Here is a 17,699-nt window from a genome sequence, read left to right on the forward strand (position 1 = left end):
GCGTGGGGACGGGCGCGGCCCCGGGGCGGACGCCGCCGCGGGAGGCCGGGGGCGGAACCGCGGGGCCGGTGGGCGCCTACTCGGGCCGGGGCCGCACGACCCCCTGCGCGGCCGGGGAGAGGTTGCCGCCGCGGAGCCAGGTCTCGATCACCCGGGCGATCCGCGGGCCCGCCTTCCCGTCCCAGAGCGGGGGCAGCTCGCCCGAGGGCGTCGCGGCGCCGTCGGCCAGCGCGCGCTCGGCGGCGGCGGGCAGCTGCGCCGGGGTGACCAGCCGGTTGGTGCCGTGGCTGACGGTGATCGGCCGCTCGGTGTTGGGGCGGACCGTGAGGCAGGGGACGCCCAGCATGGTGGTCTCCTCCTGCACACCGCCGGAGTCGGTGACGACCAGCGCCGCGCCCCGGACCAGGGACAGGAAGTCCACGTAGCCCAGCGGGTCGATGATCGACAGGTTCTCGCCGTCCACCAGGCCGGCCTCGGCCAGGCGGGTCCGGCCGCGCGGGTGGAGCGGCACCACGATCGGCAGCCGCTCGCTCACCTGCCGTACCGCGTCGACCAGTTCCTTGGCGGAGGCCGGGTCGTCCACATTGGCGGGGCGGTGCAGGGTGGCCACGCCGTACCGCTCGCCGAGACCGAGACGGGTCCGGACCGGTGCCGGGTCGAGGCGGTCCAGCGCGGAGAACAGGCTGTCGATCATCGGGTTGCCGACCAGGTGGACCCGGGCCGGGTCGACGCCCTCGGCGGCCAGGTGCGACAGGGCGTCGGGCGAGGTGGCGAAGAGGATGTCGGAGAGGGCGTCGGTGACGACCCGGTTGACCTCCTCGGGCATCTCCCGGTCGAAGGAGCGCAGGCCCGCCTCGACGTGCGCGGTCGGGACGTGCAGCTTGGCGCAGACGAGGATCGCGGCCAGCGTGGAGTTCACGTCGCCGTAGACGACGACCAGCGCGGGCTGCTGGGCGAGGACCACGTCCTCCAGGCCGGTCAGCAGGGCCGCCGTCTGGCGGGCGTGCGATCCGGACCCGACGCCGAGGTTGGCGATCGGCTCGGGGAGGCCGAGGTCGGCGAAGAACACGTCCGACATGAGCGCGTCGTAGTGCTGGCCGGTGTGGACGATGCCTTGCCGCACGCCCAGTTCCGCCAGCGCCCGCACCACGGGAGCGGCCTTCACGAAGTTGGGCCGCGCGCCGAGCACGTGCAGGACGAGGGGATTTTCGGGGCCCGGAGCAGCGCCCGGACGGGCAAAGTCCCTCATTGACCTCGCCTTTCATGCGGCAGTGGGGCAAACGTTGCCTATGGTACGGTCACGGCGTGGTTTCCGACGCCAACAGACCAGAGTCCCCCTCGGTTCCGGCGGAGCCCTCCGGTCCGGCGGCACCCGCGGGTGCGGGGACGTCCCCGACACCTCCTGAGCCGGCGAAGTCCCCGGCCCCGGCGACACCTCCCGGGCCGGTGAAGTCCCCGGCCCCGGCGACGGACGCCGAATCTTCCGGGCCGGTGGAGCCCCCGGCCCCGGCGGCGGACGCCGATCCGGTGACGCCCCCGGCGTCAGAGACACCCCGGGCCGCGCCCGAGGCGGAGGCGGCTTCCGCCGCGCCGGACGCGTCCGGGACCGCACCGGAGACGCCCGACGACGCCGCGCCTGACACGGCTCAGAGCGCACCGGATCCCGCCCCGGCCGTACCGGACGCGGCTCGGAGCGCGGGTCCGGATCCCGCCCCGGCCGTACCGGAGACATCCCAGGCCGCGCCGGATCCGGCCCCGAGCGCGCCGGACACCTCCCAGGCGCCCCCGGCCTCGGCATCCGCAGACGCCCCCGACACCTCCAAGGTCTCCTCACCTCCCACGACCGTGACCGCGTCCCCCGCCCCTGGAACACCGGCCCCTGGAACACCGGCCCCGGTGGGCGGGACGGGCGGTGCGAGCAGGGCCCGGCGCCCGATGTCGGCCGCGAAGGCCCGCGCCGGGCTACGGGGACTGATCAAGGGGTTCCTCCAGCATCCGGTGGTCGTCTCCCGGGTGGTGGCGACGAAGGTCAAGTCCGACCCGGTGCGCGTGGCGCAGGCGGCGGCCGAGACGCTCCCGCCGAAGCTCCGCCCCATGGTGGGCCGCTTCGCGTGGCCGGTCGCGCGCCGCGCCAAGGTGGTCGTCCGCAAGCTCGGCATGCGCATGGTCAAGGGCCCGTGGGCCGAGGCGAAGGAGCACTTCGACGCGGGCCGGATGAGCGAGGCCGTCGCCGCGCTCCAGAGCCACACCCGCTACCCGTTCATCAGGCGCCGGGCCGCCTACTACGCCGGTGAACTGGCCGCGATCCAGCCGAACCCGATCCCGCCCAGGGAGAAGGTGATCGTGGGCGAGCGGCTCCGGGGCCGGGTGCTGCACTGCGTCACCAACGCCCTGCCGTACACCCAGGCCGGATACACCGTCCGCACGCATCGGATCGTCACCGCGCAGAAGGCCGCCGGGCTGGACCCGCACGTGGTGACCAGCTGGGGCTGGCCGATGATGCAGGGCTACGCCGACGCCACCCCGTACGAGGAGATCGACGGGATCCCCTACCACCGGCTGATCCCCTCGGGCGGCGAGGTGCCCTTCGAGAGCCACGGGCGGATGATCAAGGGCGCCGCCGAGGTGACCGAGCTGGTCAGGACGCTCCGGCCGCAGGTGCTCCACGCCGCGACCGACCACCGTAACGGCTCGGTGGCGCTGGCCGTGCGCGAGCGGACCGGTACGCCGATGGTCTACGAGGTGCGGGGCTTCCTGGAGGAGACCTGGGCCTCACGCGACCCGAAGCGCGTCGGCAGCCAGCGGCACGTGCTCCAGCGCGACCGCGAGGCGTTCATCATGCGCTCCGCCGACGCCGTGGTCACCCTCGCCGAGACCATGGCCGCCGAGATCGTCGAGCGGGGCGTGCCCAGGGAAAAGATCTACCTGGCGCCCAACGCGGTGGACGACTCGCTGCTGACCGCCGAGTACGACGGGTCTGCCTTCCGCGCCGCGTACGGCATCGAGCCCGGCGACATCGTCATGGGCTCGGTGTCGAGCATCGTGGCCTACGAGGGTTTCGCGACCATGATCCGCGCCGCCGCGCTGCTCCGGGACGGGGGCGCACCGGTCAAGGTGCTGCTCGTCGGTGACGGCGCGGAGCGGCCGGCGCTGCTGGAGCAGGTCGAGGAACTGGGGCTGGGCGACATCGCGATCCTGCCGGGGCGGGTCGGCCCGGAGGAGGCCCTGCAGGCGCAGTCGGCCATCGACATCTTCGTCTGCCCACGCGAGGACCTGCGGGTCTGCCGGCTTGTTACGCCATTGAAACCTGTCGAGGCGATGGCCCTCGGCAAGCCGGTCGTGCTGAGCGACCTGCCCGCCCTGTCGGAGCTCGTGGGCTCCGACGGAGCCGGGCTTCTGGTGCCCGCGGGCGACGCCGAGAAACTCGCCGAGGCGGTCGCCGGGCTGCGCGACGACCCCGAGCGCAGGGCCGCGATGGGCGAGGCGGGACGGGCCGAGGTGGCGGCGAAGCGCACGTGGAGTCGGGTCGCGGAGACGTACCGTGAAATCTACCGATCGATTGCTGGTTGATGGCCCTATGTTGGTAACTGACAACCCAGCCGTTTGTGATGCGTTCAATCGCATTAGGCGTGGCTCGTTCGGACTTGAGATAGCCTTTGCGACCATGAAGTGTTGTTTCCGGCTTTCCAAGGTCATCCAGTGACTGCCTACGACCTGGCTGTCATCGGACTGGGCTACGTCGGCATGCCCCTGGCCAAGGAGGCCACGGCGGCGGGCCTGCGGGTCGTCGGCTTCGAGGTCGATCCCACCAAGGTGGAGGCCCTGAACGCGGGTCACTCCTACATCGACGACCTGACCGACGCCGACCTCGAGCACATGCTGGCAGGCGGTTTCAGCGCCACGCTGGACGAGTCCGTGCTCGCGGACAGCCGGACCATCGTCATCTGCGTCCCGACCCCGCTGGACGAGGACCACCGTCCCGACCTGTCGGCCGTCGAGGGCGCCACCACCACCGTCTCCCGCAACCTGCGGGCGGGCACGCTGGTGGTCCTGGAGTCCACGACCTGGCCGGGCACCACCGACGAGGTCGCCCGTCCCATCCTGGAGACCTCGGGCCTCGTCGCGGGCGTCGACTTCCATCTCGCCTTCTCGCCCGAGCGCATCGACCCGGGCAACCCGAAGTACGGCCTGCGCAACACCCCGAAGGTCGTCGGCGGCTACACGCTCGCCTGCCGGGAGCGCGCGGTCGGGTTCTACTCCCAGTTCATCGAGCAGGTCGTGCCGGTCAGCGGCACCCGCGAGGCCGAGATGGCCAAGCTCCTGGAGAACACCTACCGGCACGTCAACATCGCCCTCGTCAACGAGATGGCGATCTTCTGCGACGAGCTCGGCGTCGACCTCTGGGAGGCGATCGAGGCGGCGGCCACCAAGCCGTTCGGCTTCCAGAAGTTCCTGCCCGGACCCGGCGTCGGCGGCCACTGCATCCCCGTCGACCCGTCCTACCTGTCGTACACGGTCCGCAAGCTGGGTTACCCGTTCCGGTTCGTGGAGCTGGCCCAGGAGATCAACGAGCGGATGCCGGCGTACGTGGTGGCCCGCGTGCAGCGCCTGCTCAACCGGGACCGCAAGGCCGTCAACGGCTCCAGGGTGCTGCTGCTCGGCGTCACCTACAAGCCCGACATCGCCGACGAGCGCGAGACTCCGGCGCTGCCGGTCGCGCGGGCGCTGCGGGAGCTGGGCGCCGATCTGGTCTTCGCCGACCCGTACGTCAAGGAATGGCGGGTGGACGGCACACCGGTGCCGCGGGAGGAAGACCTCGCCAGGGCGGTCGCCGAGGCGGACGTGACGCTGCTGCTGCAGCAGCACTCCGCCTTCGACCTGTCGATTGTCGAGGATCACGGCAAGCTCGTGCTCGACACCCGAGGCGTGCTCGCCGAGGGTGAACGCGTCGAGCGGCTCTAGCGACGAAAGGGCTGCGCGCAGTGCACGTGCTCGTCATGACGGTGGTGCATCACCCCGAGGACGCCCGGATCCTGCACCGGCAGATCCGCGCGCTCGTGGATGCCGGTCATGAGGTCACGTATGCCGCGCCGTATACGGCGCGGGGCGTCATGGCCCGCCCCTGGGTGAACGCCGTCGACCTCCCCCGGGCCGCCGAGCGCAAGCGCCTGGCGGCCGTGCGCGCCGCGCGCAAGGTCTTCAAGCGCATGCGCGACCAGGTCGACCTCGCGGTCATCCACGACCCCGAGCTGCTGCTCGCCGTGGCGGGCGTGCGCAGGCGGCCACCGGTGGTCTGGGACGTCCACGAGGACACCCCGGCGACGCTCTCGCTGAAGCCGTGGCTCCCGGCGTTCCTGCGCCCGCCGGTGCGGTTCCTGGCCCGGCTGCTGGAGGGCACCGCCGAGCGCCACCTGCACCTGCTGCTGGCCGAGACCGCCTACGCCGGGCGGTTCCGCCAGACCCACCTGGTGGTGCCGAACGAGACCTGGGTGCCCGACGAGGTGACCGCGCCGGGCGACGACCGCGTGGTCTACCTCGGCTGGCTCTCGGAGGCGCGCGGGGTGCGCGAGGCCATCGAGGTGGCCCGGCTGCTTCAGCCGTACCGGGTGGCGGTGGAGCTGATCGGCTACGCCGACCCGCAGTCACGGCCGACGCTGAACGAGGCGGTGGCCGAGGGCGTGCTGGAGTGGCGTGACTTCATGCCGAACGACGAGGCGCTCAAACGGCTCGACGGCGCGCTGGCCGGGCTCTCCCTGCTGCACGACGAGCCCAACTACCGGCACTCCATGCCCACCAAGATCGTGGAGTACATGGCCCACGGGATCCCGGTGATCACCACTCCGTCGCCTCGCGCGGTGGAGCTGGTCGAGCGGTACGACAGCGGCATGGTCGTGCCCTGGAACGACCCCAAGGCCGTGGCGCAGGCCGTGCTGTACCTGCGCGACGACGTCCGTGAGCGGCATGCCCAGGGCGCCCGTGGGTATGCGGCGGCCCGTGCGAATCACCACTGGCCCAACTCGGCACGCCGGTTCGTCGCCCAGCTGGAGGCGTGGGCGAGCGCCAAGAACTGACCTCTTGTATGGCGAAACGGTTTATGCCCGCCTGATCACAAGAACGGTAGTGTCCTGAACGTGCGCTGGCTCATCGCCTTCCTGGGTGTGGCGATCATCGCCGCGGTGGCGGCGGTCGTACTGGTCGTACCGATCGGGGAGAGCACCCCGAGCAGCGGGAGCTCTCCGGTCGCGTCGCCCTCGGGGTCCGCCGCGGTGCCCGTTCCGAAGTCGACCGAGTTCACCGACCCCTGCGGGACGTTCGACACGGCCATGCCGTCGCCGTACGCGGTCACCGGCTACTGGCTCATCCCCACCACCGACCACTGCACCTGGCGGCGGCAGTTCGGCGCCATCCACCGGGTGGGCGGCGACACCGTGATCCGGATCGGCTGGGGTCTCCAGGCCCGCCCGCTCGACTCCGAGGGGCGCATCCTCGACAGCGAGAGGAACGTCGACCCCCGCTACGAGCCGTGCCAGGAGAACGGCGTGCCGTGCGCCGCCGCGGCGGAGAACGACCTCAAGGCCGCCAATCCCGGCAACCGGGTGAGCTGGACGTTCGTCTACCGCACCGACGAGGCCTTCGGTCCCGGCCTGTTCCGCTGCCCCGAGTTCGAGCGGAAGATCACCGTCGGCAGGACGGTCTTCTACCGGATCGTCGCCCCCGACGACGGCAGCGACGACGCGGGCTGCGAGAACATCAGGAACAGGGGCCGCGGCTACCACGTGATCCTGATCGCCGGAGCGCGGGACGACAGCCTCACCGAGCTGCTCGACCTCGGTGATCAGTTCGGCGTGAAGGTCTTCCCCGCGCTGCCGCTGGCCCCGCGCGACCCGGCGCAGAAGACCCGGGCCTCCAAGAAGGGCACCGACACCCTCACCACGCTGACCCGGCGGATCATGCAGGACTACGGCGACCGGTTCCGGGACCGGGCCTCGCTGGGCGGTTTCTACCAGCCGTTCGAGCTGCAGATGCGCGACATGAAGTACACCGGGAACGCCGAGGACGACCACCCGACGCTCAAGGTCTACGCCTCGCAGCACGAGATCGTCGAGCAGGAGATGCCCGGTCGGCCGATCCTGGTCAGCCCCTATCTCGACGCCCGCAAGCGCCTGCCGTTCAGCGCCACCCCGAAGCAGGTCGCCCGGGGCTTCGAGGCCCTCGCCAGGACCGGTGTCGGGATCATCGCGCCGCAGGACAGCCGGGGCACCGGCAAGGTCGGCCTGTTCTGGCCCGACGAGCGCGAGGAGAAGGTCGACGAGCGCCTGCGGCCCGTCGTCGGCGAGACGACCAACGACACCGCCTACCACGGCTCGACCCGCGACTACTACCGGGAGATGTCCGTCGCCCGGGACAAGATGGTCGAGCAGGGTTTCAACGTGCAGCTCTGGGCCAACGTGGAGGCGTTCGAGCCCTCCGACCAGGAGTTCTGCGCCGAGCGGGCGGGCACCCGCGGGCGCACCGACAAGGAGCGGCTCGACCGGGCCGTGGCCATGGTCGGGCGGTACGTCTCCAAGGTCGTCTCCTACATGTGGAGCGACTTCTACACCTGCGGCTCCCCGTCCCTCGCCGACGAGATCGCCCGCGACTGGAACCGGCCCATCGCGGTCGACGCGGTCCGCATGGGCCGCGACATCCAGGACGGGATCGAGATCCGCGGGTACAACATGCCCATGGGCTCCAAGGTCACGATCACCTGGGAGGGCCAGGACCAGCCCCGGGTCGTCGACGTGGCCGGGGTGAACCTGACGACCCCGCCGCCCAACCTGCCCGTCCGGATGGAGACGGCGTGGATCCCGTTCGACTGGACCCAGGTCCCCGGGGACACGTGGGTCCGCATCTCGGTCGCCGCCCCCGACGGACGCGCCGCGGCCGAGCCGCTACACGTCCGCATACAACTCTGACCGGTGTAACGTGCCTGCCATGGTCCCGCGCATTCCCGTCAGCGTGGATCTGGTCGTGCTCACGGTGCGCTGCCAGAAGCTGTGCGCGCTCGTCTGGAAACGCGACAAACCGCCGTACGAAGGACGCTGGGCGCTGTCGGGCGGTTTCATCCAGCTCGACGAGGACCTGCCCGCCGCCGCGGCCCGGGTTCTCGCCGAGCGGGCGGGCCTGCCCGGCGCCCCCGTGCACCTGGAGCAGCTCCAGACCTACGGCTACCCCGACCGCGATCCGCGTCAGCGCGTGCTCAGCGTGGCCTACCTCGGCCTCGCCCCCGACCTGCCCGCCTCCACCGAGGCCCACATGAGCTGGCAGCCGGTCTCCGCGCTGCTGCGCGAGATGGCCTTCGACCACCGGCGCATCATGGTCGACGGCATCGAGCGCGCCCGCGCCAAACTGGAGTACACCCCCCTGGGCGCGGCCTTCTGCCCGCCGGAGTTCACCGTGGCCGAGCTGCGCCGGGTCTACGAGATCGTCTGGGGCCGTCCGCTCGACCCGCGCAACTTCCACCGCAAGGTCACCAAGGCCGAGGGCTTCCTGGTGCCCACCGGCGGCACCACCACCCGCGACGGCGGCCGCCCCGCCAAGCTCTACCGCCGCGGCCCGGCGGTGCTGCTGCACCCGCCGATGCTCCGCTCCCTGAAGGAGGAGCCGGGCCGGGCGGCGGCCGGTGGGCCCTGACGGCCGCCGCTACCTGCCGGGTGTCCGCCGGGGCCTGTCGATCTCGGTCAGATCGATGTCGATGTCGAAGGGCAGGGTGAGCTTCAACCGGTCCCGATGCATGCCGGTGAGCGTGTACGCCCTGGTCGCCGGGTGCAGCTCGTAGACGTACACGGTGGGGTGGTTCTCAACGTTCTCGACCCGCCAGAAGTGGGGGATACCGGCCTCGGCGTACAACTGGGGCTTACGGTTGCGATCACGTTCTTCGGATTCCTCGGAGACGACCTCGACGGCGAGGAACACGTCTGCCGCCTCGTAGAAGGTCCGTGACAGGTCGGAGGGCGCGTGCGCGTGCAGCAGCACGAGATCCGGCTCGGGCCGCTGACGCCGTCCCAGCTTCACCGTCATCTCCCGCTCGACCCGGAGGTGATCCGGTGCCGCCTGGTCGAGCTCTCTCTGCAGGAGGAAAAGCACGAGGGCGTGAAAGCGGGTCTGGGGGCTCACGAAGACGAGAGTGCCATCGATCAGCTCGGTGTGCGGAGGAATCCCCGGAAGGCGGTCCAGGTCATCGGCGGTGAAACCACCTTGGGGGGGGATTGCCCAGTCGGGTAGGGGCTCCGCGTCGGCCAGCGGTGCGATGCTCATGTCGTCCTTCCGGTCGGGCACGCCTCTCACCTCCAGTCTTCCAGGATGATGCCCCATCCGCCCGCTGCTCATAAAGTAAGGCCATGCCTCGTTTCCGCGCGATCCTGGACACGATGCCCGCCTACAAGGCGGGCAAGGCCGTGGTGTCCGCCGACGGCCGGTCCTACAAGCTGTCCTCGAACGAATCCCCGTACGACCCGCTCCCCTCGGTGGTGGAGGCGGTCGCCAGGGCCGCGACCACGATGCACCGCTATCCCGACCCCGCGGCGACGGAGCTGACCCGGGCGCTCGCCGAGCGGTACGACGTGCCGGCCGAGCACGTCGCACTCGGCGCCGGTTCGGTGACGGTGGCGCAGCAGCTGTTCGAGACGGTCGGCGAGCAGGGCGCCGAGGTGATCTACGCCTGGCGGTCGTTCGAGGCGTACCCGCTCCTGGCCGACCTGGCGGGGGCGACCTCGGTGCGCGTCCCGCTCCTGGACGAGACGCACCACCTGGACGCCATGGCCGACGCGATCACCCCGCACACGCGCATGATCTTCGTCTGCAACCCGAACAACCCCACCGGCACGGTCGTCCACTCGGCCGAGCTGGCGGCCTTCCTCGACCGGGTCCCGGAGAACGTGCTCGTCGTGCTCGACGAGGCCTACCGCGAGTACGTCAGGGACGCCGACGTGACCGACGGGCTCACCGTCTACCGCGAGCGGCCGAACGTGGCCGTGCTGCGGACGTTCTCCAAGGCGTACGGCCTGGCCGGTCTCCGGGTGGGCTACCTGATCGGTGACGAGCCGGTGGCCGCCGCAGTCCGCAAGACGATGGTGCCCTTCGCGGTCAACCACCTCGCCCAGGCCGCCGCGGTCGCCTCGCTGGCCGCCGAGAACGAGTTGATGGAGCGGGTCGACACGGTGGTCAAGGAGCGCGACCGGGTCCGCGAGGCCCTGATCGCCCAGGGCTGGACGGTGCCCGCCACCGAGGCCAACTTCGTCTGGCTCCGGCTGGGCGAGCGCACGCTCGACTTCGCCGAGGCCTGCGCGGTCGAGGGCGTCGCCGTGCGGCCCTTCGCCGGGGAGGGCGCCCGGGTCTCCGTCGGCGCCCCCGAGGCCAACGACACCTTCCTCGCCGCCGCGGCGGCCTTCCGGAACGCCTGAGCCTCCGGGAGCGCCTGAGCGTCTCGAAACGCCTGAACCCTCGGGAGCGCCTGAGCCTTCGGGAGCGCCTGAGGTTTCCGGGCGTCCGGGCCCTTCGGCGCGGCTGGAGGGGTTCTCGGCCCGGCTGAAGGTTTCGGCCGGGCCGAGGGTTTCCGGGGCGCTCCCCGGCTACACGGCCGCGCGTTCCTCCTCCGGTGCCGGCGCAGGTCTCCTGCGCCGCTCGGTGGAGACCACCAGCGCCACGCCGAGGACGATCACCACACCCGCCGCGACCATCGGGCCGGTGACCGGCTCGCTCAGGATGAGCGCGCCGAGCACGACCGCCACGACCGGGTTGACGTACGCGTACGTGGACACCAGGGAGATCGGGGCGTTGCCCAGCAGCCACACGTAGGCCGTGAAGCCGACCAGGGACCCGACCAGGATCAGGTAGGCCAGCGCGGCCCACGACCGTCCGGAGACGACGGCCGGATCGAGGCGTTCGCCCGTGGCCAGGGCGGTCAGCACCAGCCCGGCGCCGCCCGCGGCCATCTCGACCGCGCTCGCGGCGAAGGGGTCCCCGGGCATCGGGATGCGGGCCGAGAGGAACGAGCCCACCGACCACGACAGCGACGCCAGCAGGATGACCGCGATCCCGGTGCCGTCACCCGCGGCGCTCCCGCCGGTCAGCGAGAGCACCGCCACCCCACCGAACCCGATGAGCACCCCGGCGAGCGTCAGCACCCGGGGCCGGTCGCGGGTGAGCACCCGGAAGATCACGAGCCAGAGCGGCACGGAGGCCACCAGCAGCGCCGCCAGCCCGCTGGAGATGTGCTGCTCGGCCACCGCGACCATGCCGTTGCCGCCGGTCAGCAGCAGCAGGCCGACCAGGGCGGCCCCACCGGCCTGTCTCCCCGTCATGCGGAAGGCCGCACGTCCCTTCAGCAGCCACACCGCGGCGCCCAGGACCAGGGCGGCCGTGATGAAGCGTACGGCGCCGCTACTCAGCGGGGGGATCGTCTCGATCGCGATCCTGATCGCCAGGTACGTGGAACCCCACACCACGTACACGATCACCAGCGCTCCCCAGATGAGGAGCGACGTGCGGCGGTCAGCAGTGTCATGACCCATAGCTCATGACAATAGCCGTTGGACCCGACATTTCACTCGCGGGGTTCGGACACGGAACCGGGAGCGGTCCGCCGTGACCTGGGAGGTCCCCCGCGACGGGCACGGGAACCTCCAGGTCGGCGACGACGCCCGCGCGGCAGACCCGGTGGGTGCCGGGCTTCTCCGCGCGGGAGATTCAGCGGGTGCCGAGTTTCTCCACGATCAGCCGGTAGAGCTGGCGCGGGCGACCCGGCTGCGGGGTGCGGTTCGGCGGAAGCGGCCACGCGAGTCCCTCGTCCACCAGCGTGCGCAGCAGCCGCCGTGCCGTTCGCGGTGTGACGCCGAGCATCTTGCCCGCGCTCTCCGCGTCCACCACCGTGTCTCCGCCCTCAAGCTTGGCCGCCAGGCGTGCCAGCACCTCGACGCCCTTCGGCTTCAGCGGCCCCGCGCCCTGGGGAGGCATCCTGGGCGCGGGAACCAGCGCCCGGCCCTCGCGGTCGACCGCGAAGCCCTGCGCCTGTTTGCCCGCCTGGGTACGCGCCAGCGCGGCCCTGGCGTGCGACTCGGCGTCGTGGGCGGTACGGCCCATGCCGACGCCCACCTCGACCGCCAGGCCCAGCTCGTCCCGGATGCGTGCGGCGAACGGCAGGACCCGGAAACCCTCGGTGGCCGCGGCCACCGAGCCGCGGGTCGCGGTGATCATGTAGCTGTGGTCGTCGACCGCGGTGACCGAGGCGTTGATCCGGTTGGCCTCCTGCACCAGCAGCCGGTGCAGGGACAGGCGCAGCTCGTCGCGCCAGTAACGCGGCGCGGCCCGGCGGACCGGCTCACGGAGCGTCGGCACCTCCACCAGGACCACGGTGAGCTGCGACTCCTCCAGCCGGTGATGCGCGCCCAGCAGGGCGGCCGTGTGCAGCGCGGTGCGCACCGCGGCGGAGGTGGGCCGGATTCTGATCACCGGCACTCCGGCCGCCTGGAGGCGGTCGGCGACCGAGGGGAGACAGGTGAGCGCCCCGCTCGTGGCGCCCTGGCGGACGAGGCGTTCGTGGAAGGTCGCGATCGTTCCGGCGGCCCCCGGCTCGTCGCGGCTCTGCACATCCCCGAAGGGGAGATTCAGATCGGTGTACGCCTCCTCGACCTCCGCCCTGCTCAAGACGTCGATACTGACCCTCCGCGGGTCTATCCGGTCGTCCAGCGCGGCTCTCGCCAGCGCCGCGATCAACGCGGCGCCCCCGAGCTGGACGTACGTCGCGGGCATCGTCAGCACCCCCGACCGCCTGGCCAGCTCGTAGGGGACCGGGCTGGCGAACAGGCAGGCGTCCACCCCCGCCCCCAGCCGGGTCACCTTGTCGGCGGCCTCCTGCTCGTCGCGGTATGCCGCCGCCACCAGGCGGCAGGGTAACGGGGCGGCCGCGTGCCCCATCAACATCACCCGTTCGACGAGGTCATGGGGGCCCACCACACCGATAGTGAGGTCCGGTGTCATGGCACCCGGGCGTGACACTCGTGGCGCTTCTTCGGCCCGCTCGACCAATGTTCGTCCCATCATGCCGTCCGTTTGTTTTCGGCTCTCTTTTGGAACGATCGCTCGCCAGGGCCGTAATGTCACGCCCGATTTGCGGCCAATTCCGGAACCCACTTCCGGGCTAAACCCCTGACTTCACCTGTTTATACAGGTCAGAGCGGTTTTTGAGTGGCTCAAACCCGCTGATTATGAAGGTGAAATCTCTCGCCGCACATCAGCTCCCAGGGCCTGCATACGCTCGGCGAGATATGAGTGACCGCGGTCGATGAGATATCCCGATCCGATCACGGTCTCCCCTTCGGCGGCGAGGCCGGCGAGCACGAGAGCGATTCCCGAACGCAGATCGTGAGCGGTCACCTCCGTTCCGGTGAGGGGAGTGGCCCCGCGGACGATCGCGCTGTTCTGTTTCACCTCGATGTCGGCGCCCATCTTGTTCAGCTCGGCGGCCAACGCAAACCGGCCGTCGAAGATGCGCTCGTGGATGTAGCTGGCACCGTCGGCGAGGCAGGCGACCGTCATGATCGGCGACTGGAGGTCGGTGGCGAAGCCCGGGTAGGTGTCGGTGATCACGTTGATCGGGCGGAGCGGGCGGTCACGGCGCACGTGGAGCACCGCGCCGTGGTCGGCGAACTCCACCCCCATCTGCTCCAGCTTGTAGCGGACCACGCCGAGGTGGTCGAGGTCGGCGCCGACCAGGTTGACCTCGCCGCCGGTGATGGCCGCCGCCATGGCGAACACGCCCGCGTCGAGGCGGTCGGGCATCACGGTGTGCTCGACGGCCTGGAGCTCCTCGACGCCTTCCACCGTGATGAATCCGGTGCCGCCGCCGCTGATCTTCGCGCCCATCCGGGTCAGCATGTCGATCACGTCGAGGACCTCGGGCTCCAGCGCCGCGTTCTCGATCACGGTGGTACCGCGCCCGAGGGCCGCGGCCATGATCAGGTTCTCGGTGCCGGTGTGCGAGGGGGTGTCCAGGTACAGTGTCGCGCCGGTCAGGCCGGACGACTTGACGTGGATGACGGCGTCGCCCTCGTCCACGATCGCGCCCAGACGCTTGTAGCCCAGGTAGTGGAAGTCGAGGTTGCGGCTGCCGAGATTGCAGCCGCCCACGCCCTCGATGACCGCCTCGCCGAGGCGGTGCAGCAGGGCCGGCACGAACAGCACCGAACCGCGGAAGCGGCGCGCGATCGCGGCGGGCAGCACCGGGCTGGTCAGCGACGAGGCGTCGATCACCAGCGTGCGCTCCGCCTCGTGCAGCTCCACCTTGGCGCCGACCGTCTCGGCCAGCTCGACCGCGCGGCGTACGTCCTCGATGATCGGGACGTTGCGCAGGACCGTACGGCCCCTGGTCGCCAGCAGGGCCGCGCCGATCATGGGCAGCACGGCGTTCTTGGCGCCCTGGATGAAGGCGGTCCCACGAAGTGGGTTGCCACCTCGCACGCGGTAACGGACCATGCGTGGTGCTCCTTGCAAGTGTGGTTGCGGTGTCATTCTGCGGCGCGGGCGACAGCCGGGACTATCGGCCAACAGTAGCCGGTTGGTGCCCTTGAGCCGGCCGGTTCGCGGGGGAACTACCCGCCGGGCGGCCGGTGAGTCATCCCTCGCCCGGATGGGGGTCCGGGCGGCGTGCTGCCGCGGGGGGCGGGCTGTGCCAGGCTACGTGAGACCGGGCGGTATCCGTCCCACCCGGGCGCACCCGGGAGCGGCGGTGCCGGCGTCGGTGCGGTGCGGTGCGGCGCCGGGTGGGGCGGTGTGATGCCGGGCGGTGTGATGCCGGGTGGCGTGGTGCCGGCTGATGTGGCGTGGCGCCGACGTGGACGGTGTGATGCCGGGTGGGGCGGCGCCGGGTGGGCGGTGTCAGGCGGCGCGGGCTCCCCCGGCCGCGGGGGTGAGGGGCGAGGCGGCGACCAGGAGCGTGTCGGCCCGCTGGTCGACGAAGCGGGTGACGACCTGCTGGCCGTACCCGAACACCATGGCCCAGACCAGGATCGCCGGCTGCGAGCCGAGCCCGGCGAACCCGGGGACGAAACCGGAGTTCAGGATCAGCAGGCCGAGCACGGAGGTGGCGACTCCCGCCGGTGCCTTGAGCAGGTTCTGCACCACCGCCAGCGAGTAACGGGTGGACAGCTCCGAACGGGTCGACAGCGAGGCCGCGGTGGCCAGCGCCGCGCCCAGCATGCCGACCAGGGCGACGAGCGGGACGTCACCGCGACTCGGTTCCAGGCCGCCGGCCGGGCAGATCCGCGCGGGCATCAGCCCCTGGGTCCGGATCACCGACCGGTCGCCGCACATGGGGACGGCGTCCGGCCAGATCACGCCGACGGCCACCACGCCCAGCACGATCAGGGTCAGCATCACCACGCCGCCGAGCAGCAGGTTGCGGAAGCTCCGGACCCGGCCGGTCTCCAGCGCCTGGGCGGTGTAGGCGGCCCGCAGCACCGACTGCATCAGCGGCCGGTCGTTCTCGCCGAGGTCGCCGGCCGCCAGCCGGGTCTGCAGGTGCACCAGCCGCGGGTCGTCACCGGGCAGGTAGGCCCGGCCGATCGCCACCACCTCCGGGGCCCGCGCGCACAGCTCCGCGGTGGGCAGCACCCCGTACAGCATCACGGTGGCGCTGTTGACGTTGGACCAGGCTCCCTCGACGGCCTGACCGGTCAGCCACCGCCGGATGCCGTGCTTGCTACGCGCGTACGTCTCCGCCCGGGCCAGATGCGTGCCGATCCCCTCACCGACCGAGACCAGCTGTCCCGCCCCGTCGCGCATCGTCAGCGCCCGCTCGGCGTCCGCCCTGATCTCCTCGCTGCGCGTGGCCACGTACACCCGCCAGGTACCCGGCCAGCGCAGCACGCCGGTGTCGCCGATCCGCTCGGGCATCACGACGGGATCGGACGACATCGTTCCTCCGTGGGGGCGCGGACGGCCTGGTACGGGCAGGGACTGCCCCAGACTTATCGCGACATGCCGATCAAGCGCTACGCCCCCGCGGCGTCCGGGCGCCGCTCAGGCCGTCCCGCGGCACCCGGGTGCCGCGTCGGGCCGTCACCGGAGGCCGCGGTGGCCGCCGCCCCCGCGATGTCAGGTGTCGCGCCAGGGCGGCGACGTCACGTCCACGCGGTGTTCAGGTGTCGCGCCAGGGCGGCGACGGTCGCGTCTCCGCGGTGTTCAGGTGTCGCGGCCCGCGATGTCGGTGCGGTGGTGCGAGCCGCGCATGCGGATGCGGTCGACCGCCTCGTAGGCGGCCGCACGGGCCGCGGGAACGTCGGGGCCGGTGCCGACCACGCTGAGCACCCGGCCGCCGTTGGAGACGATCCTGTCGCCCTCGAGGGCGGTTCCGGAGTGCAGCACGTAGGCGTCCTCGAACGGGTCGGACAGACCCTCGATCGCGTCGCCCTTGACCGGGTCGCCCGGGTAGTTCTCCGCCGCGATCACCACGGTCACCGCGGCGCCGTCGCGGTAGGAGATGGGCCCGAACTCGCCGAGCGTGCCGTTCGCGCAGGCGAGCAGCAGGCCCGCGAGCGGCGTCTGCAGCCGGTCGAGCACGACCTGGGTCTCCGGGTCGCCGAACCGGGCGTTGAACTCGATCACCTTCGGCCCCTTGGACGTGAGGGCGAGCCCCACGTACAGCACACCCGTGTAGGGGATGCCCCGCTTGGCCAGCTCGGTGACGGTCGGGATGACGGTCTCGGCCATCACCTGGTCGGCGAGGTCGTCCGGGGCCCACGGCAGCGGCGTGTAGGCGCCCATCCCGCCGGTGTTGGGGCCGCGGTCGCCGTCGTAGGCGCGCTTGTGGTCCTGGGCGGGCTGCAGCGGCACGGCGGTGGCGCCGTCGCAGAGCGCGAACAGCGACACCTCGGGGCCGTCGAGGAACTCCTCGATGACGACCCGCCCGCAGGCGGCGGCGTGACGCAGCGCCTCGTCGCGGTCGTCGGTGACCACCACGCCCTTCCCGGCGGCCAGGCCGTCGTCCTTGACCACGTACGGCGCGCCGAACTCGTCGAGCGCGGCGGCGGCCTCCTCCGGCGTGACGCACGTGCGAGAGCGCGCGGTGGGCACGCCCGCGGCGGCCATGACCTCCTTGGCGAAGGCCTTGGAACCCTCGACCTGCGCCGCCTGCCGCGACGGCCCGAAGCAGGCGATGCCCGCCTGCCTGACCGCGTCGGCGACCCCGGCGACCAGCGGCGCCTCGGGGCCGATCACGACCAGGTCCGAGCCGAGCTCCCGGGCCAGCTCGGTGACCGCCTCGGGGTCGGTGGGGGTCACCGGGTGCAGGGTAGCGACCTGCGCGATGCCGGCGTTGCCGGGAGCGCAGTGAACCTCGGTGACCTGTGGGTCTGCCGCCAGCGACCGGCACAGGGCATGCTCACGCCCGCCGGATCCAATCACAAGAACGCGCACTTGTCAGAGCCTATCGGCCTCCGTCCCCGGCTCCCGCAGCCCACCTGCGCCAACGGCGACCCGGAGAGGGCCGGGGCACCCCGGGGCAACCCGGTGGAGCCATTAGTCCACAGGCTGTGGACGGATCCGGCGTCCGCGGCACGCCGACGCGCGGAATGCGGCCGTAAACGGCCCATGAATTTTGTCGGGGTATGCATGATCCCTCTTGAAGCTGGCAGTAAGCTGAGAGAGATCCCCACGTTTGTGTT

The 17,699-nt window shown here is 71.7% G+C and carries 13 protein-coding genes; 6 read left to right on the plus strand and 7 right to left on the minus strand.

Annotated elements, in window-relative coordinates; genetic code table 11:
- Window positions 1-76: 76 nt before the first annotated feature.
- Window positions 77-1,249 (minus strand): non-hydrolyzing UDP-N-acetylglucosamine 2-epimerase, encoded by a 1,173-nt coding sequence (gene wecB / locus ABD841_RS04140; RefSeq protein ID WP_344967993.1) that lies wholly within the window; start codon window positions 1,247-1,249, stop codon window positions 77-79.
- Window positions 1,250-1,935: 686 nt separating this feature from the next.
- Between wecB and ABD841_RS04145 the strand changes: the two genes are divergently transcribed.
- From ABD841_RS04145 to ABD841_RS04165, 5 genes are all read left to right on the plus strand, one after another.
- Window positions 1,936-3,570 carry a glycosyltransferase family 4 protein gene (locus ABD841_RS04145; RefSeq protein ID WP_344967995.1) on the plus strand — a complete coding sequence of 545 codons (1,635 nt, stop codon included), beginning with the start codon at window positions 1,936-1,938 and terminating at the stop codon, window positions 3,568-3,570.
- A gap of 129 nt (window positions 3,571-3,699) precedes the next feature.
- Window positions 3,700-4,962 (plus strand): nucleotide sugar dehydrogenase, encoded by a 1,263-nt coding sequence (locus ABD841_RS04150; protein ID WP_344967997.1) that lies wholly within the window; start codon window positions 3,700-3,702, stop codon window positions 4,960-4,962.
- Between the two features lie 20 nt (window positions 4,963-4,982).
- Window positions 4,983-6,071 carry a glycosyltransferase gene (locus ABD841_RS04155; RefSeq protein ID WP_344967999.1) on the plus strand — a complete coding sequence of 363 codons (1,089 nt, stop codon included), beginning with the start codon at window positions 4,983-4,985 and terminating at the stop codon, window positions 6,069-6,071.
- 60 nt (window positions 6,072-6,131) lie between these two features.
- Complete coding sequence (locus ABD841_RS04160; RefSeq protein WP_344968000.1) at window positions 6,132-7,955, plus strand: DUF4434 domain-containing protein; 1,824 nt, start codon at window positions 6,132-6,134, stop codon at window positions 7,953-7,955.
- Window positions 7,956-7,974: 19 nt separating this feature from the next.
- A complete protein-coding gene (locus ABD841_RS04165) occupies window positions 7,975-8,673 on the plus strand; it encodes an NUDIX hydrolase (protein WP_344968002.1) in 699 nt (232 codons plus the stop codon).
- A 9-nt stretch (window positions 8,674-8,682) separates the two neighbouring features.
- Here the strand turns inward: ABD841_RS04165 and ABD841_RS04170 are convergent, their stop codons facing one another.
- A complete protein-coding gene (locus ABD841_RS04170; protein WP_344968222.1) occupies window positions 8,683-9,297 on the minus strand; it encodes a Uma2 family endonuclease in 615 nt (204 codons plus the stop codon).
- 83 nt (window positions 9,298-9,380) lie between these two features.
- Between ABD841_RS04170 and hisC the strand changes: the two genes are divergently transcribed.
- A complete protein-coding gene (gene hisC / locus ABD841_RS04175; protein ID WP_344968005.1) occupies window positions 9,381-10,442 on the plus strand; it encodes a histidinol-phosphate transaminase in 1,062 nt (353 codons plus the stop codon).
- 168 nt (window positions 10,443-10,610) lie between these two features.
- Here hisC and ABD841_RS04180 read toward each other — a convergent pair whose 3' ends face one another.
- The 5 genes from ABD841_RS04180 to purD all read right to left on the minus strand — a co-directional run bounded on the left by ABD841_RS04180 (window position 10,611) and on the right by purD (window position 17,451).
- Window positions 10,611-11,552: an EamA family transporter gene (locus tag ABD841_RS04180; protein ID WP_344968006.1), complete on the minus strand. Its 942-nt coding sequence runs from the start codon at window positions 11,550-11,552 to the stop codon at window positions 10,611-10,613.
- Between the two features lie 175 nt (window positions 11,553-11,727).
- Window positions 11,728-13,017 carry a GTP cyclohydrolase IIa gene (locus tag ABD841_RS04185; protein WP_344968224.1) on the minus strand — a complete coding sequence of 430 codons (1,290 nt, stop codon included), beginning with the start codon at window positions 13,015-13,017 and terminating at the stop codon, window positions 11,728-11,730.
- Between the two features lie 225 nt (window positions 13,018-13,242).
- Window positions 13,243-14,511: a UDP-N-acetylglucosamine 1-carboxyvinyltransferase gene (gene murA / locus ABD841_RS04190; protein ID WP_344968008.1), complete on the minus strand. Its 1,269-nt coding sequence runs from the start codon at window positions 14,509-14,511 to the stop codon at window positions 13,243-13,245.
- 402 nt (window positions 14,512-14,913) lie between these two features.
- Complete coding sequence (locus ABD841_RS04195; RefSeq protein WP_344968010.1) at window positions 14,914-15,951, minus strand: hypothetical protein; 1,038 nt, start codon at window positions 15,949-15,951, stop codon at window positions 14,914-14,916.
- 267 nt (window positions 15,952-16,218) lie between these two features.
- Window positions 16,219-17,451 carry a phosphoribosylamine--glycine ligase gene (gene purD, locus ABD841_RS04200; RefSeq protein ID WP_344968012.1) on the minus strand — a complete coding sequence of 411 codons (1,233 nt, stop codon included), beginning with the start codon at window positions 17,449-17,451 and terminating at the stop codon, window positions 16,219-16,221.
- Window positions 17,452-17,699: the final 248 nt, after the last annotated feature.

The sequence above is a fragment of the Streptosporangium fragile genome (assembly GCF_039534445.1).
Classification (GTDB): Bacteria; Actinomycetota; Actinomycetes; order Streptosporangiales; family Streptosporangiaceae; genus Streptosporangium; species Streptosporangium fragile.

Bases quoted from the DNA above. Each gene is read 5' to 3' on its own strand.
- ABD841_RS04195 (WP_344968010.1), bottom strand. From the start codon at position 15,951: ATGTCGTCCGATCCCGTCGTGATGCCCGAGCGGATCGGCGACACCGGC.
- ABD841_RS04180 (WP_344968006.1), bottom strand. From the start codon at position 11,552: ATGGGTCATGACACTGCTGACCGCCGCACGTCGCTCCTCATCTGGGGA.
- hisC (WP_344968005.1), top strand. From the start codon at position 9,381: ATGCCTCGTTTCCGCGCGATCCTGGACACGATGCCCGCCTACAAGGCG.
- ABD841_RS04165 (WP_344968002.1), top strand. From the start codon at position 7,975: ATGGTCCCGCGCATTCCCGTCAGCGTGGATCTGGTCGTGCTCACGGTG.
- ABD841_RS04185 (WP_344968224.1), bottom strand. From the start codon at position 13,017: ATGACACCGGACCTCACTATCGGTGTGGTGGGCCCCCATGACCTCGTC.
- wecB (WP_344967993.1), bottom strand. From the start codon at position 1,249: ATGAGGGACTTTGCCCGTCCGGGCGCTGCTCCGGGCCCCGAAAATCCC.
- ABD841_RS04170 (WP_344968222.1), bottom strand. From the start codon at position 9,297: ATGAGCATCGCACCGCTGGCCGACGCGGAGCCCCTACCCGACTGGGCA.
- murA (WP_344968008.1), bottom strand. From the start codon at position 14,511: ATGGTCCGTTACCGCGTGCGAGGTGGCAACCCACTTCGTGGGACCGCC.
- ABD841_RS04145 (WP_344967995.1), top strand. From the start codon at position 1,936: ATGTCGGCCGCGAAGGCCCGCGCCGGGCTACGGGGACTGATCAAGGGG.